The organism is Pseudarthrobacter phenanthrenivorans Sphe3 (genome assembly GCF_000189535.1).
Lineage (GTDB): Bacteria > Actinomycetota > Actinomycetes > Actinomycetales > Micrococcaceae > Arthrobacter > Arthrobacter phenanthrenivorans.
In genome coordinates this window covers 1,892,647-1,916,341 of record NC_015145.1, presented here as the reverse complement: position 1 = coordinate 1,916,341, position 23,695 = coordinate 1,892,647, and the positions used below count along the sequence as shown (strand labels likewise).

General features: G+C 67.2%; 21 protein-coding genes. 5 read left to right on the top strand and 16 right to left on the bottom strand.

The window, feature by feature from the left end; genetic code table 11:
* The first annotated feature begins 222 nt into the window (after nucleotides 1-222).
* A complete protein-coding gene (locus ASPHE3_RS08790; protein ID WP_013600869.1) occupies nucleotides 223-1,683 on the top strand; it encodes an APC family permease in 1,461 nt (486 codons plus the stop codon).
* Between the two features lie 91 nt (nucleotides 1,684-1,774).
* On the opposite strand, the gene polA is transcribed toward ASPHE3_RS08790, so the two are convergent.
* The gene (polA, locus tag ASPHE3_RS08785) at nucleotides 1,775-4,417 is read right to left on the bottom strand and encodes a DNA polymerase I (protein ID WP_041652040.1); all 2,643 of its coding nucleotides are present in this window, start codon (nucleotides 4,415-4,417) and stop codon (nucleotides 1,775-1,777) included.
* A 235-nt stretch (nucleotides 4,418-4,652) separates the two neighbouring features.
* Here polA and ASPHE3_RS08780 point away from each other — a divergent pair, with 235 nt between their 5' ends.
* Nucleotides 4,653-5,156, top strand: coding sequence for a hotdog fold thioesterase (locus ASPHE3_RS08780; protein WP_013600867.1), 504 nt, complete (start codon nucleotides 4,653-4,655; stop codon nucleotides 5,154-5,156).
* Here ASPHE3_RS08780 and ASPHE3_RS08775 read toward each other — a convergent pair.
* The 5 genes from ASPHE3_RS08775 to ASPHE3_RS08755 form a co-directional block, all read right to left on the bottom strand.
* On the bottom strand, nucleotides 5,133-5,699 hold the full coding sequence (locus ASPHE3_RS08775) for a dihydrofolate reductase family protein (protein WP_013600866.1): 567 nt from the start codon (nucleotides 5,697-5,699) through the stop codon (nucleotides 5,133-5,135). The two genes, ASPHE3_RS08780 and ASPHE3_RS08775, sit on opposite strands and share 24 nt — an antisense overlap.
* 44 nt (nucleotides 5,700-5,743) lie before the next feature.
* Entirely contained in the window at nucleotides 5,744-5,962 is a 219-nt protein-coding gene (locus ASPHE3_RS08770; RefSeq protein ID WP_013600865.1) for a hypothetical protein, read from the bottom strand.
* The gene (locus ASPHE3_RS08765; RefSeq protein ID WP_013600864.1) at nucleotides 5,959-7,293 is read right to left on the bottom strand and encodes an inorganic phosphate transporter; all 1,335 of its coding nucleotides are present in this window, start codon (nucleotides 7,291-7,293) and stop codon (nucleotides 5,959-5,961) included. The genes ASPHE3_RS08770 and ASPHE3_RS08765 overlap by 4 nt, the downstream gene beginning before the upstream one ends.
* A gap of 153 nt (nucleotides 7,294-7,446) precedes the next feature.
* Nucleotides 7,447-7,953, bottom strand: coding sequence for an HAD domain-containing protein (locus tag ASPHE3_RS08760; protein ID WP_013600863.1), 507 nt, complete (start codon nucleotides 7,951-7,953; stop codon nucleotides 7,447-7,449).
* 80 nt (nucleotides 7,954-8,033) lie between these two features.
* Nucleotides 8,034-8,468 carry a VOC family protein gene (locus tag ASPHE3_RS08755; protein WP_013600862.1) on the bottom strand — a complete coding sequence of 145 codons (435 nt, stop codon included), beginning with the start codon at nucleotides 8,466-8,468 and terminating at the stop codon, nucleotides 8,034-8,036.
* A 128-nt stretch (nucleotides 8,469-8,596) separates the two neighbouring features.
* Here ASPHE3_RS08755 and ASPHE3_RS08750 point away from each other — a divergent pair, with 128 nt between their 5' ends.
* Nucleotides 8,597-9,217 (top strand): L-threonylcarbamoyladenylate synthase, encoded by a 621-nt coding sequence (locus ASPHE3_RS08750; protein ID WP_013600861.1) that lies wholly within the window; start codon nucleotides 8,597-8,599, stop codon nucleotides 9,215-9,217.
* A gap of 66 nt (nucleotides 9,218-9,283) precedes the next feature.
* On the opposite strand, the gene ligD is transcribed toward ASPHE3_RS08750, so the two are convergent.
* The gene (gene ligD / locus ASPHE3_RS08745) at nucleotides 9,284-10,306 is read right to left on the bottom strand and encodes a non-homologous end-joining DNA ligase (protein WP_013600860.1); all 1,023 of its coding nucleotides are present in this window, start codon (nucleotides 10,304-10,306) and stop codon (nucleotides 9,284-9,286) included.
* Between the two features lie 68 nt (nucleotides 10,307-10,374).
* Between ligD and ASPHE3_RS08740 the strand changes: the two genes are divergently transcribed.
* On the top strand, nucleotides 10,375-11,049 hold the full coding sequence (locus ASPHE3_RS08740) for an alpha/beta hydrolase family protein (protein ID WP_013600859.1): 675 nt from the start codon (nucleotides 10,375-10,377) through the stop codon (nucleotides 11,047-11,049).
* A 310-nt stretch (nucleotides 11,050-11,359) separates the two neighbouring features.
* Here the strand turns inward: ASPHE3_RS08740 and hrpB are convergent, their stop codons facing one another.
* From hrpB to ASPHE3_RS08725, 3 genes are all read right to left on the bottom strand, one after another.
* Nucleotides 11,360-14,005: an ATP-dependent helicase HrpB gene (gene hrpB / locus ASPHE3_RS08735; protein ID WP_013600857.1), complete on the bottom strand. Its 2,646-nt coding sequence runs from the start codon at nucleotides 14,003-14,005 to the stop codon at nucleotides 11,360-11,362.
* 87 nt (nucleotides 14,006-14,092) lie between these two features.
* Entirely contained in the window at nucleotides 14,093-14,665 is a 573-nt protein-coding gene (locus ASPHE3_RS08730) for a hypothetical protein (RefSeq protein WP_013600856.1), read from the bottom strand.
* Entirely contained in the window at nucleotides 14,655-15,017 is a 363-nt protein-coding gene (locus tag ASPHE3_RS08725; RefSeq protein WP_013600855.1) for a hypothetical protein, read from the bottom strand. The genes ASPHE3_RS08730 and ASPHE3_RS08725 overlap by 11 nt, the downstream gene beginning before the upstream one ends.
* A 227-nt stretch (nucleotides 15,018-15,244) precedes the next feature.
* Between ASPHE3_RS08725 and ASPHE3_RS08720 the strand changes: the two genes are divergently transcribed.
* Nucleotides 15,245-15,658, top strand: a complete 414-nt coding sequence (locus tag ASPHE3_RS08720; RefSeq protein WP_013600854.1) for a CBS domain-containing protein — start codon at nucleotides 15,245-15,247, stop codon at nucleotides 15,656-15,658.
* Here the strand turns inward: ASPHE3_RS08720 and ASPHE3_RS08715 are convergent.
* The 6 genes from ASPHE3_RS08715 to ASPHE3_RS08690 all read right to left on the bottom strand — a co-directional run bounded on the left by ASPHE3_RS08715 (nucleotide 15,645) and on the right by ASPHE3_RS08690 (nucleotide 23,695).
* Nucleotides 15,645-16,595, bottom strand: a complete 951-nt coding sequence (locus ASPHE3_RS08715) for a 5'-3' exonuclease (protein ID WP_041652038.1) — start codon at nucleotides 16,593-16,595, stop codon at nucleotides 15,645-15,647. The two genes, ASPHE3_RS08720 and ASPHE3_RS08715, sit on opposite strands and share 14 nt — an antisense overlap.
* A 9-nt stretch (nucleotides 16,596-16,604) precedes the next feature.
* On the bottom strand, nucleotides 16,605-18,611 hold the full coding sequence (locus tag ASPHE3_RS08710) for a vWA domain-containing protein (protein ID WP_013600852.1): 2,007 nt from the start codon (nucleotides 18,609-18,611) through the stop codon (nucleotides 16,605-16,607).
* A gap of 7 nt (nucleotides 18,612-18,618) precedes the next feature.
* The gene (locus ASPHE3_RS08705) at nucleotides 18,619-20,007 is read right to left on the bottom strand and encodes a sigma 54-interacting transcriptional regulator (protein ID WP_013600851.1); all 1,389 of its coding nucleotides are present in this window, start codon (nucleotides 20,005-20,007) and stop codon (nucleotides 18,619-18,621) included.
* 63 nt (nucleotides 20,008-20,070) lie between these two features.
* Nucleotides 20,071-21,588 (bottom strand): aldehyde dehydrogenase family protein, encoded by a 1,518-nt coding sequence (locus ASPHE3_RS08700; RefSeq protein WP_013600850.1) that lies wholly within the window; start codon nucleotides 21,586-21,588, stop codon nucleotides 20,071-20,073.
* Nucleotides 21,585-22,343, bottom strand: a complete 759-nt coding sequence (locus ASPHE3_RS08695) for an HD domain-containing protein (protein WP_013600849.1) — start codon at nucleotides 22,341-22,343, stop codon at nucleotides 21,585-21,587. The genes ASPHE3_RS08700 and ASPHE3_RS08695 overlap by 4 nt, the downstream gene beginning before the upstream one ends.
* A 38-nt stretch (nucleotides 22,344-22,381) precedes the next feature.
* A complete protein-coding gene (locus ASPHE3_RS08690) occupies nucleotides 22,382-23,695 on the bottom strand; it encodes an NAD(P)/FAD-dependent oxidoreductase (RefSeq protein ID WP_013600848.1) in 1,314 nt (437 codons plus the stop codon).

The window sequence follows — 23,695 nt, the reverse complement described above, 5'->3', positions numbered from 1 at the left end:
AAACCGGCGCCTGACCAGCACCGCCGGGGTGTGCCCTATCCGTGGCGCCGCCTCCCTTTGGGAAACCTGCTCAGACCGGACCGGCGCGCCCTGTACCTCCGCACAGTGTGCCGAACACCGGATAGGACTACCGTGGAGAAGTACGTGACGCAGCTCACAAGCGTGTGTCTGTGAACCGTGCCACGACTCCAATCCCAATACCGGCAACCCTAGCGAGGACACATGGCAACTTCCCAAGCTGAACAAAGTCCAGATACTTCCCTGCTGAAGGTTTTGGGCAACTGGGACGCCTTGGCGCTCGGCTTCGGTGCGATGATCGGGTTTGGCTGGGTAGTGCTCACCGGCGGCTGGATCGCTTCCGCCGGGACGATGGGCGCGGTCCTGGCCATGGTCACTGGCGGCGCCATCATGGCTGTGGTGGGCCTGACCTACGCCGAACTCACGGCGGCCATGCCCAAGGCGGGCGGGGAGCACAACTTCCTGCTGCGCGGAATGGGCCCCCGGTGGTCCTTTATCGGGTCTTGGGCGATCACCGGCGGATACATCACGATCGTCGCCTTCGAAGCGGTGGCGCTGCCCCGAACGGCGCAATACCTCTTCCCGGACCTCAGCCAGATCCCGCTCTGGGAAGTAGCCGGCTACCAGGTCCATCTGACATGGGCGCTGGTGGGAGCGGTTGCCGCGGTGGTGATCACCGGCATCAACATCCTGGGTGTGAAACTCGCCGGGGCTGCCCAGACGTTCGTGGTGGTTTTCCTGCTGGTCATCGGCCTTGTGCTTGTCTTCGGTTCCATCACCGGCGGCGCCGCAAGCAACATGGAGCCGTTCTTCACGGGCGGCCTCAACGGCTACTTCGCCGTACTGGTTGTGGTCCCGTTCTTGTTTGTGGGCTTTGACGTAATCCCCCAGTCCGCGGAAGAAGTCAATATTCCGGCCCGCCAGATCGGCCGGCTCGTCGTCGTCGCCGTCCTGCTCGCAACGGTGTGGTACGTCATGACCGTGGTGACCACATCCTCCGCAATGCCGGCAGGAGACATCGCCCAGGCCGACATAGCCACAGCCGATGCCATGGGCGCATTGTTCGGCAGTGACATCATGGCGAAAATCCTGATTGCCGGCGGTATCGCCGGGATCCTGACATCCTGGAACTCCCTGCTCCTGGGCGCCTCCCGGCTGATGTACTCGATGGCCCGTTCCGGCATGCTCCCGGCATGGTTCGGCAAGCTGCACCCGAAGTATCGCACCCCCGCAAACGCACTCCTGTTTGTCGGCGTGCTGTCCTTCATCGCGCCGTTCTTTGGCGTATCGATGCTGGGCTGGCTGGTGGACTCCGGCGCACCGAGTATCGTCATCGCCTACATCCTGGTTTCGGTGGTGTTCGTGATCCTCCGACGCCGTGAGCCGAACATGGACCGGCCGCTCCGCGTCGGCGGAAGGGGCAACGGCGGCATCGCTATAGGCATTGCCGCCGTGGTCCTGTGCGTTGGACTGCTCAGCCTCTACCTTCCCGGTATGCCGGCAGCCCTTACCCCTCCGCCGTGGATACTCTTCGGACTCTGGTGGCTGCTCGGACTGGTTCTTTTCTTCCGCATTCCAGCCGGGATTGCCCCTGGCGAAGATTCTGAACACCGCCTTCTCGAACGGCTCAAGCAGCGCCGTCAGGAAGCAACCAGAAGCAGCTGACACCCGGTTTAGCACGGCACAGGAACGGTCCGGCACCCCACGATGGGAGCCGGACCGTTTCCCTGCGCCCTGTCAGCCGACCTTGAAGACCCTAGTGGCCGGCGTCGTACCAGCTGGGCCCGACGCCGATCTGGACTTCGAGCGGGACGCTGAGGTCCGCTGCGGCCGCCATCTGGTCAGTCACCAGTTTCTCCACGGCGCCGCGTTCCCCGGGCGCGACCTCCAGGACGAGTTCGTCATGGACCTGGAGCAGCATCCGTGATGCGAGCCCTTGCGCCTTCAGCTCGGCGTGGACACCCAGCATGGCACGCTTGATGATGTCCGCAGCTGAACCCTGGATGGGGCTGTTGAGGGCGATGCGCTCTGCGTTTTCCCGGAGCTGCCGGTCTGTGCTGGTCAGGTCCGGCAGGTACCGGCGGCGTCCCTCAATGGTTGCGGTGTAGCCGTCCACGCGGGCCTGGTCCACCACGCCGCGGAGGTAGTCACGGACCGCGCCGAAGCGGTCGAAGTACTCCTTCATGAGCGTGCGGGCCTCGTCCACGGAAATTTCCAGCTGCTTGGACAGGCCGAACGACGTCAGGCCGTAAGCGAGTCCATAGGACATGGCTTTCACCTTGGAGCGCATGGCGCTGGTGACTTCCTCGGCGGGCACGTGGAAGATATTGGATCCCACGAACCGGTGCAGGTCCTCGCCGTCCTTGTACGCCTGGATCAGGCCCTGGTCCCCGGAGAGGTGCGCCATGATCCGCATTTCGATCTGCGAGTAGTCGGCGGACAGCAGGCACTCGTAGCCTTCCCCCACCACGAAGATTCCGCGGACCCTGCGACCTTCCTCGCTGCGGATGGGGATGTTCTGCAGGTTGGGATTGTTTGAGGAGATCCGGCCCGTGGCCGCCACGTTCTGTGCATAGGTGGTGTGAATGCGGCCGTCCTCCGCCACGGACTTCTTCAGCGATTCCAGCATTTGGCGCAGCTTGGCGGCCTCACGGTGCGCCATGAGCTGGACCAGGAACTCATGGCCGGTTTTCTCCAGGAGGTTCTTGAGGGATGCCGCGTCCGTGGTGTACCCGGACTTGATCTTCTTGGTCTTGGGCAGCTGTAGTTCCTCGAACAGGACAGTCTGGAGCTGTTTTGGCGAGCCCAGATTGACCTCGTGGCCGATCGCCGCGAACGCCTGCTCCTGTGCCTGGTCAATTACCCGGGCCAGGTCGGCGAGCTGATCGTCCATGCGCGCCATGTCGATGCCGATGCCGGCGAGTTCCATGTCCGCCAGGACCCGGCTGACCGGCAGTTCCAGCGTGGACAGGAGTTCCTCGGCCCGGCGCTCCTTCAGTTCGCCTTCGAAGTAGCGGCTGAGGGCCTGCACGACGGCGGCCGACTGGACGAGTGCGTCGGCGGCGGCTTCGTCCTCCCCGTCGAAGGACAGTTCCAGCTGGCCCGCCTTGGCGGTGGCCTGCGGGATCCCGACGTTCAGGTGGTGCTGGGCGAGCTCGGCGAGTTCATAGGTGCGGCGGTCCGGCTGGATGAGATAGCCCGAGATGGAGGTGTCGTCAACCACCCCTTCCAGTTCCAGCCCCCGCGAGGTCAGCGCCTTGAGCGCGGCCTTGAAGCCATGCAGGACCTTGGGTGACTCGGGGTCACGAAGCCATCCGGCCAGGACGTTTTCCGACTCGGCGTCCTGGCCGGCAAGGTCGATGTAGGCGGCGGCACCGTCCCGGACAATGGCCAGGGCGGCGGCGTCCTCGCCGATCCGCCCGGGAATGAGGTCCACGGCCAGGGCTGACCGCTGCCCCGCGCCGCCGGCGAGGAACGCCTGGAGCTCTTCGGCCCCGGCCGGAACGGTGTACTCCGGGGTTTCGATGCTCTCGCGCTCCGCGGCGGGGCTGTCCTCGTCACCGTAGAGCGCGAACAGCCGGCTGCGGATGGTCTTGAACTCGAGCTTGTCGAAGAGGTCTTCCAGCGCCGCCTGGTTGGGCCGGGGCTGGTACAGGTCATCGAGCGTGACGGGGAGTGCCAGGTCAGTGTGAAGCTCATTGAGCCGCCGGTTCCGCTTGACGGCTTCGACGTTTTCCCGCAGCGCGTCGCCGACTTTCCCCCCGATGGAGTCCAGGTGTTCCAGGACTCCATCCAGTCCGCCGTAAAGGTTGATCCACTTTGCGGCTGTCTTGGGTCCCACGCCCGGGACTCCGGGGAGGTTGTCCGCCGTCTCCCCCACCAGCGCGGCGAGGTCAGAGTACCGGGACGGCGGCACGAAGTACTTCGCTTCGATGGCGGCGGCGTCCAACCGCGGGATGTCGCTGACGCCCTTCTTCGGGTACAGCACGAAGACGTTGTCATTGATGAGCTGGAAGGCGTCGCGGTCTCCCGTCACCAGCAGGACTTCGAAACCGGCCTTTTCGCCCATGGTTGCCAGGGTGGCCAGGATGTCGTCGGCCTCGTACCCGGGCATGGTGATGGTCTTGATGCCCCAGGCTTCCATCACCTGCGCAATCAGGTCGATCTGGTTGTTCATCTCCCGGGGGGTCTCGTTCCGTCCCCCCTTGTACTCGGTGTACTCGGTTTTGCGGTGGGTGGTTTCGTCCGAGACGTCGAATGCCACGGCAACGTGGGTGGGCTGCTGCTCCTTGATGAGGTTGATCAGCATGGACGTGAATCCGTGAATGGCGTTGGTGTGCTGCCCGTTGGCGGTGGAGAACTTGTCCGCAGGCAACGCAAAAAACGCGCGGAAGGCCATGGAGTGGCCGTCCAGGACCAGCAGCCGGGGCTGCCCTGTGATGGGAACCACCGGAGCGGCGGTAGCTGAAACTGATCCGCCCGCCTGGGCCGGAGCCTTGCCCTGGCCCGCGCCTTCCCCGGCTGCAGCAGCCCCAAGGGAGTCGGAACCCTGGGCTGGATTGTCTTCCTGCAGGGTTTGGGACGGGAAAGGGGCCGGTTTGGTTGTTTCACTCACAGGTGCCAGCCTAGTTGCCATGATGGACAATTTCACGCCCGGACGTTTCGACGAGGAGTTGGCCGCTGCCGGCATCCCAGGACATCTGCACGGTTGGCTTGCCAGGTTCGGGATCGGCGCCCTGGTGGTGAAAATGGGGATCCAGTTCCTGGAAATGAGCCCCGAACGGAGTATTGCCACCATGCCGGTGGAGGGCAATACGCAGGTGGCCGGCATCCTGCACGGCGGCGCCCATGTGGTGCTGGCTGAGACGCTGGGTTCGTTTTCCGCAGGCATGCACGCGGGGCCGGACCGCCACGCCGTGGGCATTGAGGTCAACGCCACGCATCACCGCTCCATTGCCTCCGGCACCGTCACTGGAACCTGTACAGCCATCCACCTGGGCCGGACCCTGGCAACCCACGAAATCGTCATGACCGACGAGCAGGGGCGCCGGCTGTCCACCGCCCGGATCACGAACATGCTCCGGGACAATGTGCCGCCGCAGGGACAGGAAGGCTCAGGCGCCGGGCCCGCCGGCTGAGCTGCCTTTCAGAAGGTACCGCAGCTCAACGATTCCCCTGCCCATGGTGCGCGAACCGGTCAACTCAAGGGGCGGCGTCGGGCCTTTCAGCGGGAGCAGCCGCTTGCCCTCCCCCAGGACCACGGGAATCACCGAAAGGATGATCTCGTCCAGCAGCCCGGCGTCGGCGAACTGGGCGGCGAGGTTTCCGCCGCCCACAACCCAGGTGTTCCTGCCGCCCGCATCGCGTTCAAAGTCCGCCACGAATTCGGTGACATCCCCGCGGACGAAGGTGACGTCTGCCCCTGCCGGCGCCGCATACTCGTGACGCGTGAAGACGTAAGCCGGCGTACCCGGGTAAGGCCACTTGTCAGGCTCGTTTTCGAGGAGCCAGGCGTAGGTTTCGCCGCCCATGACGATGCAGCCCACGTTCTCCATGAACGACTCGTAGCTTTCCTGGCCGCCCTCGAAACCATCGAACTGCAGCAGCCAGCCCAGGTCATCTGTGGGGGTGGCAATAAAACCGTCCAGGGACGCGGCGACGTAGTACTGGGTGCGTGGCATGGGCCAAGCCTAGCCAACCGCCCATGGGGCTGCCAGAGGCAGTGTCAGCCGGAGAAGTAGGGAATGATCAGGTAGAGGCCGAAGAGGACGGCCAGGCCGCAGAGCCCGAAGCACACATACGCCAGGGACCGTTTGAAGCCCGGGGAGGCCTGTGCGTCTCCCGCGATGGCAGTCAGCCTCACGCCCAGCGAGTACAGGACCACCACTGTTACTGCAGCCGCCAGCGTGGCACCGGCCACGGTCACCAGTTCCAACCACTTCATCGCTGGGCATCCTTCGTTGTCATGGCCTCGGATCCGGCCTCGGCCTGCGAGTCGGGGGTGTTGTTGTCAGCGCCGGCCGGTGCCTGCGCCTTGGTGCCGTTCTTGGCTTTGGCGTCCGCCTGGGCCTGGGCCTTGGCCTTGGCGTCGGCACGGGCACGGGCCCTCGCCTTCTTCTTGGCGAACCGGACAGCCTGCCCGGCCTCCTCCACCTCGATGGCGTTGTGGTGGCCCACGGCGGATTTGCGTGAGTAGAAGAACATGAACAGCACGGCCGCCGTGCCGGCGACAGCGGCGATCAGGACGCCCACCACCCCGGTCTTGACCAGGAGGGCGGTCAGCGCCCCCACGATGCCTGCGGCAGGAAGGGTGAAGAGCCAGCCGAGGGCGATTTTGCCCACCATGCTCCAGCGGACGCTGGTTCCCTTCCGGCCCATGCCTGAGCCGATCACTGAGCCGGACGCCACCTGGGTGGTGGACAGCGCGAAGCCCAGGTGCGAGGAGGCCAGGATGGCTGAGGCGGTGCTGGTTTCCGCTGCGAAGCCCTGGGCGGGCTTGACCTCGGTGAGGCCGGCACCCATGGTGCGGATGATCCGCCAGCCGCCGGCGTAGGTGCCGATGGCGATGGCGAAGGCACAGGCTGCGATGACCCAGAACTGCGGGCCGGAACCCGGCTCCTGTGTGCCGGCGGCGATCAGGACCAGTGTGATGATGCCCATGGTCTTCTGGGCGTCGTTGGTGCCGTGCGCCAGGGCTACCAGGCTGGACGTGAAAATCTGTCCGGTCCGGAATCCGCCGCGTTTCTGGGTGAGCTTGCTGCCGGTCTCGGGATCGTGCCGTGAGGTCAGGGCGTAGGCGAGGCGGGTGCAGATGTAGGCCACGATGCCGGCGATGAGCGGTGCGAAGATCGCGGGGAGGATGACCTTCTGCATGAGGCCCGCGAGATTGATCGAATTGAAGCCGATGCCCGCGATGGCGGCACCAATGAGCCCGCCGAACAGCGCGTGGGAGGAACTGGACGGCAGGCCCTTGAGCCACGTGATCATGTTCCACAGGATGGCTCCCATCAACCCGGCGAAGATGATGTCCGGCGTGATTTGGACGCCGTCCGAGCCTTCACGGATGATGCCGCCGGAAACCGTCTTGGCCACCTCGGTGGAAAGGAACGCGCCCACCAGGTTCAGAATGGCAGCAAGTGTTACCGCTGTTTTCGGTTTGATGGCACCGGTTGCGATGGGCGTGGCCATGGCATTCGCGGTGTCATGGAAACCGTTCGTGAAGTCGAAGAATAGTGCCAGTGCGATGACCAGCGCCACCATGAAGGTGATGTCCACCTGTTGCCCAATCTGCAGAGATGACGTTCAGCGGTTTCGTTTCCCCGGCTGCCTTGCACAGCATAATTCACCAGCTGTTCGCTTGGAATGACCTGTGCCGTTTACCCAGCCGGCGTAAAAACCCTATCGATCGTACGCGTCCCCGGCATCAGGTCAAAACACCGGCCGCTCCAGGAATGACCGCAGCCGCTCCAGCCCGGCCGGCGTAATTCCGCGTCTCGGGTCAGGGGACAGCGCCAGGAGGCGGCGGCCGAGGAGGCGCGCCCATGCCTGGGCCTCCGCCTCGTACGCAAGCTGGTCATCCACCCAGGCAACGGCTTCGGGTCCGGTGGCTTCGAGATCGTCCTGGACGGCCCTGAGCTTCCACCACCCCGGCCCCGAGCCTGCTCCGGCCGCCGTAAGGCAGGGCCACCCGGCGCCCTCAAGCCCGATGGCTGGGCACAGGTACTGTGCCGCAAGCTCCTCCCAGCTGGTGAGCCAGACGCACCGCACTCCCCGCTGGCCGGACAGTGCGTTCAGCCCGTCCACGAGCTCCGGGGCATAGGCCACCGGCAGGAGCCCCGCGTCGGCGTACCGCCAGCTGGACCCCCAGGGATCGGCTCCCGCCGGCGCGAAAGGACAGATGACGCCGTCGACATCGATATAGAGCGTGCGGGTCACGGCCTGTGGCGGGCCCGCTCGGCCCAGTGCCCGGCAAAGGCAGTCAACGGAAAAACGGGCACCAATGCCTGCCTGGGCTGCTAAGGCGCTGCCGCGCCGGCCTGGGGGTTGTTGACATTGATCAGCCAGGCCACGCCGAAGCGGTCGGTGCACATGCCGAAGATGTCACCCCAGGGTGCCTGCTCCATGGGGACCGTCACCATACCGCCGTCGCCGCTGAGCTTCTCGAAGTAGCCGCGGAGTTCCCCTTCATCCTCACCGCTGAGGGAGATCGAGATGGCGGACCCCGGGGTGAACTCCATGCCGTTCGGAGTGTCCGCTCCCATCAGCACCATGCCCTGGCTGGTGGTCAGCATGCCGTGCATGATTTTCTCGGCTTCGGCAGGATCGTCACTGGCGTGGAACTCCGCGAAAGTGCTCAGCGTCAGTTCGCCGCCAAAAACGGTTTGGTAGAAGTTCAGCGCCTCCCGGGCGTTGTCGCGGAAACCGAGGTAGGGGTTGAGGGTGGTCGGCATGGTGGATCTCCTTCGACTGGGGACGATACATGGTGGAACCAGACAACATCCTGCCTCATGGGCCGGGCGGCGGGTAGGGGAAGCAGTGAGGTGGTGCCGAAGGTCCCGCTGGGCCTAGGCTCGGGGTCATGGCCAGATACTTTGACGTTCATCCCCAGGATCCACAGCCGCGCGCCATCAGCCAGGCGGTCAAGATACTGCTCGACGGCGGGCTGGTGGCCTACCCCACGGACTCCTGCTATGCCCTGGGTGCGCAGGTGGGGAACAGGGAAGCCCTGGACAGGATCAGGAGCATCCGCCGGTTGGATGACAAGCACCACTTCACCCTGGTGTGCCGGGACTTCGCGCAGCTTGGCCAGTTCGTGCACATCGGCAACGACGTCTTCCGGAGCATCAAAGCCGTGACGCCGGGTGGCTACACTTTCATCCTGCCGGCCACCAAGGAAGTCCCGAAGCGCCTGCTGCATCCCAAGAAGAAGACCGTGGGCGTCAGGATCCCGGATAACCGTGTGGTCCAGGCCTTGCTGGCGGAGCTTGGGGAGCCGTTGCTGTCCAGCACCCTGCTGCTGCCGGACGAGGAGGACCCGCTGACCCAGGGCTGGGAAATCAAGGAGCGCCTCGACCACGAGGTGGACGCCGTAATCGACGCCGGCGACTGCGGGTCCGAGCCCACCACCGTCATCGATTTTTCCAGCGGCACAGCCGAGGTGGTCCGGCGCGGTACCGGGGACCCGTCCCGGTTCGAGTAGACACGGTTCGAGTAGGCCCGGTCCGGAGGGGCCGGGTCCGGCCGGCCCACTCCTGGCGCAGCGCTTTCAGTCCTGTTTGCGGGCCCGGCTGGGCTGCACCCTGGGCGGTTCACCCGGCATTTTGGGGTAGTCCGGGGGGAAGGGAAGCTCGCCCAGCCCGGCCTTGAGGTCCCGCTCCCACCACTCCAGGAGTGTGTCGATGGTCCCGGGGTTACTGGGCATGTCCGCCCAGGGATCGCCAACCGTCCTGAGCCGTTCCGGCACGGTGAGGATAGTGAAGTCTTTCGGGTCCACGTTTTCGAGCTCGTCCCACGTGATGGGGCAGGAGACGGGGGCGTGCGGCAGCGGCCGGGGGCTGTAGGCGCCGGCGATGGTGCGGTCCCGGTTGGCCTGGTTGAAGTCCACGAACACCCGCCGGCCGCGTTCTTCCTTCCACCAGGCTGTGGTGACCTGGTCCGGCATGCGGCGCTCAAGTTCCCGCGCCGCTGCGATCACGGCGTGCCGGACATCCAGGAATTCCCTGCGGGGCTCGATGGGGGCGTAGACGTGCAGTCCGCGGTTGCCGGAGGTCTTGATGTAGGAGGTGAGGCCGGCCTCCGCCAGGACCTCCTTCAGCTTGAGCGCGGCGGGGATGGCGTCGTCAAAGTCGGTTCCCGGCTGGGGGTCCAGGTCAATGCGCAGCTGGTCCGGGTTATCGGTGTTGTCCGACCGGGAGGGCCACGGGTGGAAAACGATGGTGTTCATTTGCACGGCCCAGACGGCGGCGGCAGGCTCATCGAGGATCAGCATGGGATGGGAGCGGGCGCTGGGGAAGACCACCTTCGTGGACCGGATGAAGTCCGGGGCGCCCTTGGGCGGGTTCTTGGAAAAGAACATCTCGCCGTCGACGGTGCCGGAGAACCGCTGCAAGGCAACGGGCCGGTCGCCGTTGGCGGCGATGAAGGCTTCCCCCACGTCGCTGATGTAGCGGGCCAGGTCGAGTTTGGTGATCCCTGGCTCGGGCCAAATCACCCTGCTCGGGCTGGAGATGCGCATTTCACGCCCGCCGTTCGGGCCCTGGACTGTGAGAGTGGTCTGTTCGCTCGCCATGGGGACAACGTACACCCCTGCCAGAGGAGGCTGGCAGATTTGGCCGGCCGGTCCGGCATGATGGACGCATGTCAGCTTCTGAAACCGACCTCCACATCCCGGTGGGTGAAGTCGTGGTCTCCGGTGTCTACGCGCGTCCCGGCAACCCGTCCGCCACCGTTGTAGTGGCCCATGGTGCCGGTGCCGGCATGGAGCATCCCTTCCTGCGCGGGTTCACCGACGCACTGAACTCACTTGGCCTCGCTACCCTCCGCTTCAACTTTCCCTACCGGGAGGCCGGCAGGAAGTTCCCGGACCGCCCGCCCACAGCGATGGTGGCCTGGCGGGCGGCCATGGCGGCAGCGGAAGGCCAGGCAGCGGAACATGGCGACACCGGTCCCCTGTGGGCGGCGGGCAAGTCCTTCGGCGGCCGGATGGCCTCGATGGCCGTGGCGGACGGGATGCAGGCCGCAGGACTCGTCTACCTGGGCTATCCCCTGCATCCGCCGGGGAAGCCTGACAAAGTGCGGGACGAACACCTGTATGGCAGCACCTCACCCATGCTCTTCCTGCAGGGCAGCCGGGACACCTTCGCCACTCCCGGCATCCTTGAGGACGTGGTGTCCCGCATTGGCCCGCGTGCGGTGCTGCAGTGGGTTGAAGGCGGCGACCACTCATTTGCGGTGGCCGGTGTGAAACGTTCGGCCGCGGAGGTGGGCGCATCCCTTGCGGAGCCCGTGGCGGGGTTCATCCGGGCCCACTGAGGCAGGGTCAGGCTGCCTCCTCGTGCCACCACCCTTCCCAGGCCGCCGAGGTGAGCCGGCCAGCGGGAAATTCTGTGTGGCCACCGCCTGTGTGGGAGCGGTTATCGTCACTGCGCCGGCCGTCAAGCAAGAGGGTAAGGCTGTTCAAGAGAAACATCTTCATGTCCTTCCAGTTCTGTGGTGGACCACGCTGTCCAGGTGCAAATGAGCCTAACGGGGGCATGTTTCAGCCCGTCGACTGGAAGTAACAGGCTTGTATCGGAGATCTCACGCTGGCCCCGCGGGTATGGGAGGCGGGCGCGGGGATGGGCTATTTCCGCTGCTTGGTCCGTGCTGTGGCCGGGGCGGACCAAGGGTCTTCCGGCCAGGGGTGCTTGGGATAGCGGCCCCGCATCCCGGCACGGACCTGGGCATACGGTCCGGACCAGAAGGATGTGAGATCGTCAGTGACAGCGAGGGGCCGCCGGGCCGGAGACAGCAGGTGGAACAGGACGGGAACCCGGCCGTCCGCCAGGCGGGGCGTCTCCGCGAGGCCAAAGCACTCCTGGAGTTTCACTGCCGCCACCGGTTTTGCACCCTCATCGGCAACATCCGGATAGTCGATCCGGACCTTCGAGCCGCTGGGTACGTCGAGCCATTCCGGGGCAAGCTCTTCGAGCCTTGCTGCCTCGGGCCAGGGCAGCAGGCGGCGCAGCGGCCCCGTGAGGTCCACGGCTTTGACGTGGGCGCCGGCCGCAAGCGCCTCCAGCTCCGGCCCCAGCCATTCCTGCAGCACCGCTGTGAGCCCGGCCTCCGACAGGTCCGGCCACGGTTCCCCCAGCTCGCGGTGCAGGAAGGCGATCCGACGGCGTAACGCGGTTGCCGCCGTCGACCATTCAAGGACAGCGAGTCCTTCCCGCTGCAGGACTGCTGCCACCGCGGCCCGGCCCTCTGCCGGGGTGGGCCGGACGGGAGTGGACGCGAGCACGATCGCTCCCAGCCGGCGGACCTTGCGGGCTGTGACGCGGCCCTGCGCGAAGACCGCTTCAACGCGTTCAATCACCAGGTGGGAAGCGGCGGCTGCAGCGAGGTCCGCGGAAAGCGGGGCAGCGGCCCGGATCACGGCGCCGGTACCTGCCGCATCCCTCCCTTCTGCCCGGGACACTTCGGCCACGGCCAGCCACTCGTGTCCGGCCAGGCTGCTGCCGGCCGGCAGTCCTGCCCTGGTCCCGGAGGACAGCAGGTACCGCTCCGGCCCGTCCCCGGGCACCCTGCGTGCCACCCGGTCCGGAAAGGCCAGGGCGACGACGGCGCCCGCCACCCCGGCAGCGTCAGTCACCACCGGAAGGACGGGGGCATCAGCCAGCGGCCCGGCCCGCCGGGCCAGGGCCTGCAGGCGGCGGCTCTCCTCGGCCCAGTGCCGGCCGGCGGGCCCATTGTCATTGCGGAACTGGGACAGGAGGCGCGGCAGGTCGGCACCCGGGGCGCGGGCATCACCTGCCACCGCAGCCACTACGTCAGCCGCCGCTGCGGAACCGGCCGCGGCGGCGCCGTCGAGCAGGGCGCGCCCCAGCCTGGGATCGGCCGGAATGGCCGCCAAGGACCTGCCGGCAGAGGTGGCGTGACCGTCGCCCGCCACGGCGCCCAGCTCCCGGAGGACTTCCATGGCATCGTCCATGGCCTGTTCCGGCGGTGCGTCCGGCAGGGCGAGCCCGGTCCCGCGCGGCGCACCCCAGCAGGACAACACCAGGGCGGCGCCCGTCAGGTCCGCCACGCTGATTTCGGGGGTGGCATGCGCCGGTGCCGCCCCGTACGCCTGCTGGCTGTAGCAGCGGACAACCGTTCCCGGCCCCTGGCGCGCCGCCCGGCCGGCCCGCTGCTCCGCCGACGCGCGGGAGCACGATACAGTTACCAGCCCGTTCATCGCCCGGCCGGCGTCACGGCGCGGCTCCCTCGCCAGTCCTGAATCGACCACAAGCCGAACACCCGGCACCGTCAGCGAGGACTCGGCCAAGTCCGTTGAGACGATGATCCGGGCCCTCTCCCCCGGCCGGCGCCCGGACACTGCCCGGTCCTGCTCCCCAGGACCCACCTGGCCATGGAGTTCCAGCACGTCGACGCCGTGCCCCAGCCGGCTGCGCAGCTCCCCCGCCACCTGGGACACTTCCCTCGCCCCTGGTACGAAGACCAGCGCGTCGGCCGCGGCATCTGCTGCGGCGGCGTGCCGATAGGCGTCAGCGGCGGTGGCGGCGACGAACTCCAGGAAGGCGCGGGTCACTCCCCTGCCGTCCAGCCGTGGAACAGGTGCAGGCCGCCATTCCGTCTCCAGTGGGTGCAGCGCCGAGGGGCAGTCGACGACGGGAGCCGGGCCGCCGCCGTCGCCATCCGCCAGCAAGGCAGCGAACCTCGGGGCATCAAGGGTGGCGGACATGGCCACAACGGCCAGGTCGGCGCGCAGCTGCCGGACTTCGGCCAGCATTCCGAACAGCAGATCCGTTTCCAGTCCGCGCTCATGCACCTCGTCGAGCACCACGCCACCGGTGCCCGGCAGGTCCGGATCGGCGAGCAGGCGGCGGAGCAGGATTCCGGGCGTAACGAACTCGATCAGCGTTTCCGGTCCGGTGTGGCGCTCTCCCCGGACCGTGTACCCCACGCGGCCGCCCAGCCGGCTGCCGTCAAGGGCCGACAGCCTTCGGGCCGCGGCCCGTGCAGCGACACGGCGGGGCTGGGTGACCACGACCCGCCGTGGTTTCCCGGCGCCGTCGGATGCCGGAAGCCGGGCAACGAGGTTGGCGAGGAGCGGTGGAACAAGCGTCGTCTTGCCCGTTCCGGGAGGCGCCTGCACCACGGCGGAGCCTCCGGCCGCCCCGCCCAGGGCCGCGGCGAGTGCAGTCGCGGAGTCGTGGAAGGGCAGCCCGGCGCCGATTGCCGCCAGGTCGAAGTCCGGCGCCTGCTTCCGGCCGGTGGGAGAAGTCATCCCTCCATTCTCCCCGCAACCTTGGCCCTGCCTGGACAGTGGCAGCTGCGGTTCAGGGGAAAGCCCAGGTCAGGCAGCAAACACCGTTTAGGGCTTGCCGGCGCCCTTGCCCTTGCCTTTGGCCTCTTTGGCAGCCGCGGGCAATTCCGGTTCTTCGGGTGCCGGTTCAGGTGCCGGTGCCACGGCCACCTCGGGCGCGGGCTGCGGGTACTGCGGTTCCGGTGCGGCGGACTGGGCAGCCGGGACCTCCGCTGCGCTCGCCGTCTTCGCTTCGACAGCAGCGGCCGACTGGGCAGTGATGTGGCTGGTGATGTCGGCCCGTACGGCTTCCAGGGCAGCTTCGATGCCCCGGTACCGGGCTGCCGAGATCAGGCCTTCGCCTGCCGCGAGATCGAGGTCCCGCTCCAGCGCCTCCAGCGCGTCGAGGGCGCCGTCAAGCCTGTTTTCGGCGGCCGCCTGGCTGACGTTGAGCACCCGGATCTGGAATCCCCGAAGGGTGGCCTCATCAGAATCCGGGCCGCGGAGCGCCGAGGACACCGAAAACGCCCCCACCACGAGGGCGCCGGCTGCGAGTGCTGCTCCCAGGGCTGTCCAGATCCTCCGGCGGCGGCGCGGTCGCCGTGCAGCCGGACCGGCCCCGGCCGGCATGTCAGGCGGCATGCCTGCCCCGCAACGGGGCGACGGCGGCGGGCCGGGGACGCAGTACCGTCACGGTGGCCGTCTCCGGGGTGCCCGCCGGAACTCGGACAGGAGCCTGGCCGGCAGGTGCGGCTTCCACAGCCGGTCCCGTGGACAGGGAAACGGGTGCGGGACGGGAGGCTGCCTTCCTGATGATCCGGCGCGCGGCGTACCGCAGCGCGGCCACGGCCAACTGTCCCAGGCCCAGGCCCAGGAGCACGTGGCCTGCCAGATACTGGCCGCCGTGCATCAACGCGCCAAAGGGGGCACTGACGGCCAGGGCTGCTCCGGCAGCAGCAACCAGTGACCAGACGGCGGCGGTTACGGCACCCATGTGTTCACCCTGCTTCCACTTCGATGATGATTAATCAGCAAGCTTACTAGTATTGGTCAGCAAGCTTACTACCCAATACCTGCGCCGCAAGGGGAAGCGCAGCAAGAGGGGGGGTCTGCCGGGCGAACCGAGGGGCACTCCGGGCCCCCTCCCCACGCAGGACTACTGGACATGAATAATCAGCAGGCTTAGCATTTTTTCATCGGTTAGCTCTTCGGAGACGGACAATGGCAACGGCACGGGAAATCATGACCGGCGGCGCCGAGTGCGTGGGCGAGAACGAGACCTTGGAGGCAGCCGCGCGCAAGATGAAGGAGCTGGACGTGGGATCGCTTCCGATCTGCGGGGAGGACAACCGCCTGAAGGGCATGCTCACGGACCGCGACATCGTGATCAAGTGCCTGGCAGAAGGCGGGGATCCCCGGACCGCCACCGCCGGCGAGTTCGGTGAAGGGAAGCCGGTGACCATCGGCGCCGACGACTCCATTGAAGAGGCGATCCGGACCATGCAGGACCACCAGGTGCGCAGGCTCCCCGTGATCGACGGGCACAACCTGGTGGGCGTCCTAAGCCAGGGAGACATCGCCAAGAACTACCCGGAGGACCGGGTGGGCGAACTCGTGGCGTTCATCTCTTACTGACTGCCCGGGAATCGAGGGCCGTCAGGAGCCGCCTGACCGAGCCGCCCAGGTTCCACTCAACGGCCAACCGCTCCAGTTCAGCACGCGGTTCCCCCGAAACCGGGCTTAGCTTTGCGCCCGCCTGCTCGGGACTGGGCAGGTCCAGGTCCCGTACGAGCCGGACGACGGCGGGTGCTGCCGAGAGGTAGCCGGCCGCGGCGGCCAACTTGGCACGCACGGGCGCGGACAGGCCGCTGCAGGAGTCCTCGGCCGCTTCCAGCAGCCCCTCCAGGGTGCCGTGCTTGAGCAGCAGCGACGCGGCTGTTTTGTCGCCAATACCGGCGACTCCCGGCAGGCCGTCGGAGGCGTCCCCGCGCAGGGTTGCGTAGTCGGCGTACTGCTGGGGCAGCACCCGGTACTTCGCCACCACCACCTCTTCGGTAATCACTTCGAGGTTCTTCATGCCGCGTGCGGTGTAGATGACCCGGACCTGGCGTTCGTCGTCGCATACCTGGAAGAGATCCCGGTCGCCGGTGACCACGTCCACGGGGAGGCTGGCGTGGCTCGCGTAGGTCCCCACCACGTCGTCTGCCTCATGGTGGGCGGCGCCAACGACTGCGATACCGGCGAGACCCAGCACGTGGCGGATCATGGGGAGCTGGGCTTCCAGGGCATCCGGCACCACTTCCACATCCGGTGCGTCCGTGACAGCTTCCGCCACCCGGTGGGCCTTATAGGTGGGCAGCAGGTCCACGCGCCATTGGGGCCGCCAGTCGTCATCCCAGCAGGCAATGAGGTGGGTGGCGTGGTAGTCCGTGGTGAGCCGCGCGATCATGTCCAGCAGGCCGCGGACGGCGTTGACCGGAGTACCGTCGGGCCGGCGGATCGTGTCCGGCAGTCCGTAGAAGGCGCGGAAGTACAGTGACGCGGTGTCCAGCAGCATTAGGCGGTCAGGCATACTCCGATCCTAGGAGGCCCAGTCGGCGTCGTTAAACGCCCGGCCCCGGAAGTGGGCCCGCAGGTACTCCCCCACGACGGCGGCGCCCAGCTCCCCGGCCTCGGGTGCCACCACCCTGCCGTCCACGCGGCGTGCGATTTTCCGGACGAATCCCTCCAGGCTTGGATCGTCGCCCAGCCTGAAGAACGTGGTCTGGGCACCGGCCCGCCCCAGCCGGTCCAGTTCGGCCACTGTGGTCCGGATGGTTTCCGGGTCGGGCGGCCAGCAGAACCATGATTCTCCCTCTGCCAGCAGGTGGGCGGTAGGTTCGCCGTCCGTCACCACCAGCAGGACAGGCTGCATGGAGGGGTGCCGGCGGAAGAAGCGGCCGGCCAGCAGCAGGCCGTGGTGCAGGTTGGTGCCCTGTTCCCGGCGGGGCGGCAGCGCAGTGAGCTCGCCGATGTCCATGGTCCGCGCATAGCGGCCGAAGGTGATCAGTTCCAGCCTGTCGCCGCGGAAGCGGGTGGAGACGAGGTGGTGCAGGGCCAGCGCAGTGCGCTTCATCGGCACCCACCGCCCCTCGGCAGCCATCGAGAAGGAGACATCCACGAGCAGGACGACGGCGGCCTGGGTCCGCGCCTCTGTCTCGCTCACTTCGATGTCGGCGGGCGTGAGCCGCAGTCCGCTGCGTGTTGTCCCGCCGTCGGCTGCCGTGCGGCTGATCGCGTTGGTCAGCGTACGGGTCACGTCCCAGGGTTCCGCATCGCCGAACTCCCACGGGCGGCTGGACCCGGTGTGTTCCCCGGCGGCGCCGGCCACGCGGGTGTCCCGGCGCCCCTGCCGTCCGGAGAGCTGCTTGGCGGTATCCCGCAGCAGGGACCTGCCAAGGCGCCGCATGGCCTGGGGTGACAGCCGGAGGTCGCCGTCAGTGCCGCGCCGCAGGTAGCCGCCGTCCTGCATGGCCCGCTCAATTTCCGCCAGCGTCCGGGCCGTGACCGCGGCGTTCTGTCCGAGCTGGCGGGCCAGCGCATCCAGGTCCAGGTCGCCCAGAGTCGATCCGTTGTACGACTGCGAGAGCTGGTCGGCCAGCTCATCCAGTTCGGCGATGTCCTGGAGCACGCCCGTGCCGTCCCCGAGGCCCAGGCCTTCCTGTCCCTCAAACCGCTCCGCTCCGCTCCAGTCCTCACCCGGGCGCAGGGCGCGCAGGCTGTCATCCAGCTGGTCGAGCTGGGCCATCAGTTCCGGCGAACCGAACGCCTGGGCGGACAACCGCATCAGCTCTTCCCGCTGCTCGGGGGACATGGACTGCATGAGCCGCTGGGCGGCAGCCGCACGCTTGGCGAGCGCGTCAACCAGCTCCTCCACCGATTGCGGATTCTCCGGAAAGAACTGGCCGTGCCGCGCCATGAATTCCTGGAAGTCTTCGTCGGTATCCTCACCGTTGCGGTGCTTGGCCAGGAGTTCATTCAGGTCCCGGAGCATGGCACTGACGGCCGCCCGGTCCTCGTCCGTGGCGCTTTCCAGCGCCTGTTTCATGCCTGCAAACCGCTGGTCGAGGGCCTCCCGGCCCAGCAGGTCCTTGATCTGTTCGTAAGCCTCCCGCGCAGTGCCCGACTGCCAGTCATATTGGGCCAGTTCGTTGATCGCTGCTGCGGTGGACCGGGGCAGGTTTTGCAGCTGCATCTCCCGGAAGGCGCGGTCCGTGTTGTCCATCATGGCGTCCCTGGCCAGCTGCTTGCGTTCCTCCAGCACCGCTGTGTCCAGGAGTTTCCTGACCTCGTCCAGGGTTCCGTCCAGCCTGTGCCGGCCCAGCAGCCCGCTCCGCCGCTCCTGGACGCGCCGGGCAAGATCGTCCAGGCCCTCCCGGCTGCGGCCCCCGCGCCTCAGGAACTCCTGCAGCGCGTGGCGGGGCGAGTACCCGGCCATCACGTCCTCGGCTACGGCGTCCAGCGCTTCCGCCAGATCCACCGGCGGTGCCAGCGGATCGGGACCGCCGGTGTACCGGCCGTACCTTGCGGAGTGGTTGTGGAAGTTCATGGTGCCCCTAGCCGTAGACCGTCTCTTCGTCGTCGGACTCCTTTGAGATCCGCCGGGCGAGGTAGAGGCCCTCGAGGGCGAGTTCTATGGCGGCTGCGCGCTGCCCCTCGTTCCGGGCACCCAGGCGGCTGCCGATCTCGTCATACAGGCCCGAGCCGTTGAGGGACGGCAGGTTGGCGAGGAACTCCCGGGCGGTGACGTGCTCCCCCGTGGTCACCGTGGTGTGGCCGTCGAGCGCAGCCACCAGCGGGCCCAGGTCCAGTCCCTGGTAGTGCGCGCGCACCGCCTCGGCCGTGGCCGTGCGCAGGAGGTGGTCGAGCACCGCCTGTTCGCGGCCTTCCTCGCCCGATTCGAATTCGATCTTGCCGGTGAGGACGTCCACCGCTGTACCGAGATCTACGATCCTGGCCACAGCCTGGCCCTCCCCGCGGACGCTCGCCCGGCGCAGCGCCGCCGCCGCCACAGTTTCGGCGCCTGCAATGGCGAACCGCGCAGACACTCCGGAGGTCTGGTTGATGGCCGGTGATTGCCGCAGCGCGCGGGTATAGCGCGCAAGGATCTCCAGAATGACCGGCGGGACATCGGCCACCAGCTGCCCCTCCTGCCGGATGACGGATACCTCGTCCTCGAGTTCGATGGGGTAGTGGGTGCGGATCTCGGCGCCAAAGCGGTCCTTCAGGGGCGTGATGATCCGGCCGCGGTTGGTGTAGTCCTCCGGGTTGGCCGATGCCACCACCAGCACGTCCAGCGGCAGCCGAAGCACGTAGCCCCGGATCTGGATGTCCCGTTCCTCCATCACGTTGAGCATGGACACCTGGATCCGTTCCGCCAGGTCGGGCAGTTCATTGATGGCGATGATGCCCCGGTTGGAGCGGGGCACCAGGCCGTAATGGATGGTTTCGGGGTCGCCCAGGCGCCGGCCTTCGGCCACGCGCATCGGATCAACGTCGCCGATGAGGTCGGCGACGGAGGTATCCGGCGTCGCCAGCTTTTCCACGTACCGCTCCGAGCGGTGGCGCCACGCTACCCGCAGCCGGTCACCCTCGGTCAGGACACGGGCACGGGAATGGTCGGTTATCGGCTCGAACGGGTGTTCGTTCAGCTCGGAGCCCTCGATGACCGGGGACCACTCATCGAGCAGCCCGGCCAGCGTGCGGAGGAGGCGCGTCTTGCCCTGCCCGCGTTCCCCCAGCAGGACCACGTCATGGCCCGCGATGAGTGCGCGTTCGAGCTGGGGAAGGACGGTCCGGCTGAACCCGTACATCCCGGGCCAGGGATCGCGGCCGGCGGCGAGCGCTGCCAGCAGGTTGTCGCGGATTTCCCGGCGCAGATCCTTGAGGACATGGCCTGCGGCACGGAGTTCACCAACTGTGAAGATTTCGGGACGATCAGTCACCCCTCCACGGTAGCCCCATGGCCCGGGCGAATCGAGCAAATTCTTCCCCCCCTTTTGGCCCTGCTATGCCCGTCGGTGGATGGATTTATAACTCACATAGGCGTTCAGTCCTTCAATCCCGTACTCGGTCCCAAGTCCTGAATCATGCCGTCCGCCGAAAGGCGCCGCGTGGTTGGACGCGAAGAAGTTGACGCCCACGGATCCGGTGTCCATCCGGTCGGCGACGGCGAACGCTGCTTCCGCGTCCCGTCCGAAGACCAGCCCGCCGAGGCCGAATTCAGTGTTGTTCGCCAGCGCTACGGCCTCCTCGATGCTGCCGCCGGCGTCGTTGTACTTGAGGATGGTGATGACCGGTCCGAAGATTTCCTCGCGGGAGACGCGCATAGCCGGGGTGACGTCGGCAAAGACCGTGGGTTCCACGAAGTAGCCCTTGTCCATGGGTGCTCCCAGGGACGCCGCCTTGCCGCCGGTGGTGGCGCGGGCGCCTTCGGCCAGGGCGGACTCGACGTAGTCCAGCACTGTCCGGTACTGGGATTCCGTGGCGCAGGGGCCGAATACGGTGTCGGGGTCCAAGGGGTCTCCCTGTTTGCCGGCGGCAATAGTGGCCGTCACCATCTCCACCACTTCGTCATAGCGGCTGGCGGGGGCCAGGATGCGGGTGGAAATGTAGCAGGTCTGGCCGGTGTTCCGCATTGATGAGCGGATCAACACCTTGGACATGGCCTCGAGGTCGGCATCCGGCAGGACGATCGCGCTGGATTTTCCGCCGAGTTCCAGCGTCACGGGCCGGAGCAGTTCACCGCACGCGGCCGCGATTTTCCGGCCAACCGGCGTGGATCCGGTGAACGCCACCTTGTCCACGCCGGGATGCTTGACCAGCATGTCGCCGAGCCGGCCGGACCCCGTGACCAGGTTGACCACCCCTGCAGGGACTCCGGCGGCGGCTATGGCGTCGATTACCACCCGGAAGGACAGCGGCGTGGGTGATGCGGGTTTGACCACCACCGTGCAGCCTGCCAGCAGTGCCGGGGCCAGCTTGATCACCACCAGGTTGATGGGAAAGTTCCATGGGGCGATCAGCGCGCAGATGCCCACCGGGTCCCGGCGGACCACCGATTCGCCCCCGCCGTTGGGAAAGGGCCGGACGTCTTCCTTTTCCAAGTAGCCGGCAAGGCCGGCGAAGTAGCGGAAGATCCCGGCTGCGTTTGCCGCGGCGCCAGAGGATTCGGCGACGGGTGAGCCGTTTTCCCTGGTGTTCGTCAGGGACAGCTCCGTGGCCCGTTTCTCCACCTCCTCGGCGATCCGCAGGAGATACGCTGCGCGTTCGGAGGGCGTCAGCCGCGGCCACTCGCCCTGGAAGGCCCGCTGCGCTGAGCCGACGGCGGCGTCCACGTCCTCCGCGGTGCCGTCCGGAACAGATCCCCAGACTTCGCCCGTAGCCGGGTCCGTGACCGGGTTACGGCCGGTGCCTTTGACGCGAACCCATTCACCGTCAACGAAGATGGTGTCCACATGGGTGTGTGGGAGGGAAAACTCCGGACGCGTGGCCGCGGGTCGGGTGTCGTGGGGGGCGGAGGTCATCGGATCACCCCCGTCTTGAGCAGGGCAGTGGAGCGGTCAAGATCCGCCGTGGCCATGTCCAGGGCTGCCTGGGTGATGAGTTCCGGCAGGATTTCGGCGGCCAGCCTGTCGGTGTAGGTGGCCGGGTCCATGCCGAACCATGAGGATGCCAAGGCAATTCCGGCCTGGTCGAAACGCCACAGCCGGTCCGCGTCCCGCATCAGCGCGTCCTCCAGTGAATGGGCAACGGGACGCGTGTCGTGGCCGTCAATGATGAGGCACACCCGCTCAATGAATTCCGCGGAATATCCCAGCCCGGGGAGCACTCGGCGTGCCACGTCGCAGCCCTGCTTTTCATGCTCGTACCGGATCGCGGCCTTGCGCCAGTCCCCGGCGAAGCCCTCGGAAATGATGCGGCTTTCGTCCACATGCGCCCAGCCGGTGTCGTGCAGGAGGGTGGCCACCCGGACCAGTTCGGCATCCGCGTCGGGGTAGGCCCGGCACAGCCGCTCGGCAAAGGCCAGCGAGATGGGCAGGTGGATGTCATTGCCCCGGGTACGGGTTTCGTGCACCACGGCCTGCCAGAGCGCATCAAGTTCCACGAGCACCGCCGGCGTCGTAGCGATGGGCGCTGTGTCTACCGGGCCGGTGGCCGGGACCGGACGGACGGGGTACGCGACGGCGAAGGCGTGGGCGGCGGGGTGCGTGCCGCCGTCATCCTTGTCGTCAACGGCCGGGGCTGCTGCGGAAGCTGCCGGGGTCTGGGAGGGTGTCATGGGGCTCCTTCGGGTTCGCCAACCTGCTGACGAAGCAGTTAGCTGTCCGTGGTGATGGTCTTGAGTTGCGTGGCGGTGTCCGCCGCGGCGTTGGCAGGAATGTTCCGGCCCTTGGCGAGGGCGTTCTTGACGGCCATGAAGTCCAGTGGGGCGTTGACGCAGTCCGCGGCAATGATTTGCCCCTGGCGGTAGTAGAGGACGGTGAACTTCCCGCGTTCCACGTCGTTCCGGACCACGGTCTGGTCGTAGCCGTTGCATAGCCCGGCGATCTGCAGTTTGAGGTCCGCCTGGTTGGACCAGAACCACGGGATGCCGGCGTATTCCTCCCGCCGTCCGGTAAGTGAGTAGGCCGCCACCTTGGCATGTTCGATGGCGTTGTTGACGCTTTCGAGCCGGATCCGTTCCCCCGGTTCGGAGCCGGGGACGGGGTTGGGCATGTTGGCGCAGTCCCCGATGGCCACGGTGGTGCCGTCCGAGGCCAAAGCGAAGCGGTCCACCATAATGCCGTTGTCCACCGCGAGCCCCAGCTGTTCGGCCAGCTGGGTGTTGGGGATGACGCCGATGCCCACCAGCACGATCTGGGCGGGCAGCACTTCACCGTTCTGGAGTTCGACGGCGGCAACGGAGGTACCGTCGTCGCCTGCCACAAAGCGGGCCGCACTGGTGTTGAGCCGGATATCAAGCCCGCGGGAGCGGTGCGCCTGCAGGAAGTAGTCCGCGGTCTCCTCCCCCACAGCCCGGCCCACCAGGCGCGTCCCGAACTCCAGGACAGTGACATTCTTTCCCATCTTCTGCAGGCTGGAGGCGGCTTCCAGTCCGATGAACCCGCCCCCGATGACCACCACATCCGTGGCGTCGCCCACGCGGGCCTTGAGGGCCAGGGCGTCATCCGCGTTGCGGAGGTACAGCACGCCGTCAAGGCCGCCGCCGTCGATCTCCAGCTTCCGGGCGCGGGCACCAACGGTCAGCGCCAACCGTTTGAACGGGAACTCGCGGCCGGAGGACGCATAGGCCACCCCGGACCCGTCCGCCTCCTTGTCGATCCGGGCGATGTGTTCCCCTTTGACCAGGGCTACGTTGTGTTCGTCCCAGTACTCGTTGGAGCGGAAAATCAGGGATTCGCTTTCGACGGTGCCCTGCAGGAACTCCTTGGACAGGGCCGGGCGCTGGTAGGGCCGGTGGTCCTCGTCTCCCAGCAGGGTGATGTGTTCGTCGAAACCCAACGCCCGAAGCGATACCGCAAGCTGCACGCCGGACTGGCTGGCGCCGATTATCAGGAGCCCGGTGCGGGTAGGCGTATACGCATGGGACGCCACCACCGTTGCCGGTTGCTCCACTGTGTCCGTGCCCAT

Excerpts from the sequence above, each read along its gene's own strand:
- polA (WP_041652040.1), bottom strand. The coding sequence starts at position 4,417 with ATGGCCTTCCGCGCGTTTTTTGCGTTGCCTGCGGACAAGTTCTCCACC.
- ASPHE3_RS08740 (WP_013600859.1), top strand. The coding sequence starts at position 10,375 with ATGTCAGCTTCTGAAACCGACCTCCACATCCCGGTGGGTGAAGTCGTG.
- ASPHE3_RS08690 (WP_013600848.1), bottom strand. The coding sequence starts at position 23,695 with ATGGGCACGGACACAGTGGAGCAACCGGCAACGGTGGTGGCGTCCCAT.
- ASPHE3_RS08770 (WP_013600865.1), bottom strand. The coding sequence starts at position 5,962 with ATGAAGTGGTTGGAACTGGTGACCGTGGCCGGTGCCACGCTGGCGGCT.
- ASPHE3_RS08715 (WP_041652038.1), bottom strand. The coding sequence starts at position 16,595 with ATGCCTGACCGCCTAATGCTGCTGGACACCGCGTCACTGTACTTCCGC.
- ASPHE3_RS08720 (WP_013600854.1), top strand. The coding sequence starts at position 15,245 with ATGGCAACGGCACGGGAAATCATGACCGGCGGCGCCGAGTGCGTGGGC.
- ASPHE3_RS08700 (WP_013600850.1), bottom strand. The coding sequence starts at position 21,588 with ATGACCTCCGCCCCCCACGACACCCGACCCGCGGCCACGCGTCCGGAG.
- ASPHE3_RS08730 (WP_013600856.1), bottom strand. The coding sequence starts at position 14,665 with ATGCCGCCTGACATGCCGGCCGGGGCCGGTCCGGCTGCACGGCGACCG.
- hrpB (WP_013600857.1), bottom strand. The coding sequence starts at position 14,005 with ATGACTTCTCCCACCGGCCGGAAGCAGGCGCCGGACTTCGACCTGGCG.
- ligD (WP_013600860.1), bottom strand. The coding sequence starts at position 10,306 with ATGGCGAGCGAACAGACCACTCTCACAGTCCAGGGCCCGAACGGCGGG.
- ASPHE3_RS08710 (WP_013600852.1), bottom strand. The coding sequence starts at position 18,611 with ATGAACTTCCACAACCACTCCGCAAGGTACGGCCGGTACACCGGCGGT.
- ASPHE3_RS08750 (WP_013600861.1), top strand. The coding sequence starts at position 8,597 with ATGGCCAGATACTTTGACGTTCATCCCCAGGATCCACAGCCGCGCGCC.
- ASPHE3_RS08775 (WP_013600866.1), bottom strand. The coding sequence starts at position 5,699 with ATGCCACGCACCCAGTACTACGTCGCCGCGTCCCTGGACGGTTTTATT.
- ASPHE3_RS08725 (WP_013600855.1), bottom strand. The coding sequence starts at position 15,017 with ATGGGTGCCGTAACCGCCGCCGTCTGGTCACTGGTTGCTGCTGCCGGA.
- ASPHE3_RS08790 (WP_013600869.1), top strand. The coding sequence starts at position 223 with ATGGCAACTTCCCAAGCTGAACAAAGTCCAGATACTTCCCTGCTGAAG.
- ASPHE3_RS08755 (WP_013600862.1), bottom strand. The coding sequence starts at position 8,468 with ATGCCGACCACCCTCAACCCCTACCTCGGTTTCCGCGACAACGCCCGG.
- ASPHE3_RS08695 (WP_013600849.1), bottom strand. The coding sequence starts at position 22,343 with ATGACACCCTCCCAGACCCCGGCAGCTTCCGCAGCAGCCCCGGCCGTT.
- ASPHE3_RS08780 (WP_013600867.1), top strand. The coding sequence starts at position 4,653 with ATGATGGACAATTTCACGCCCGGACGTTTCGACGAGGAGTTGGCCGCT.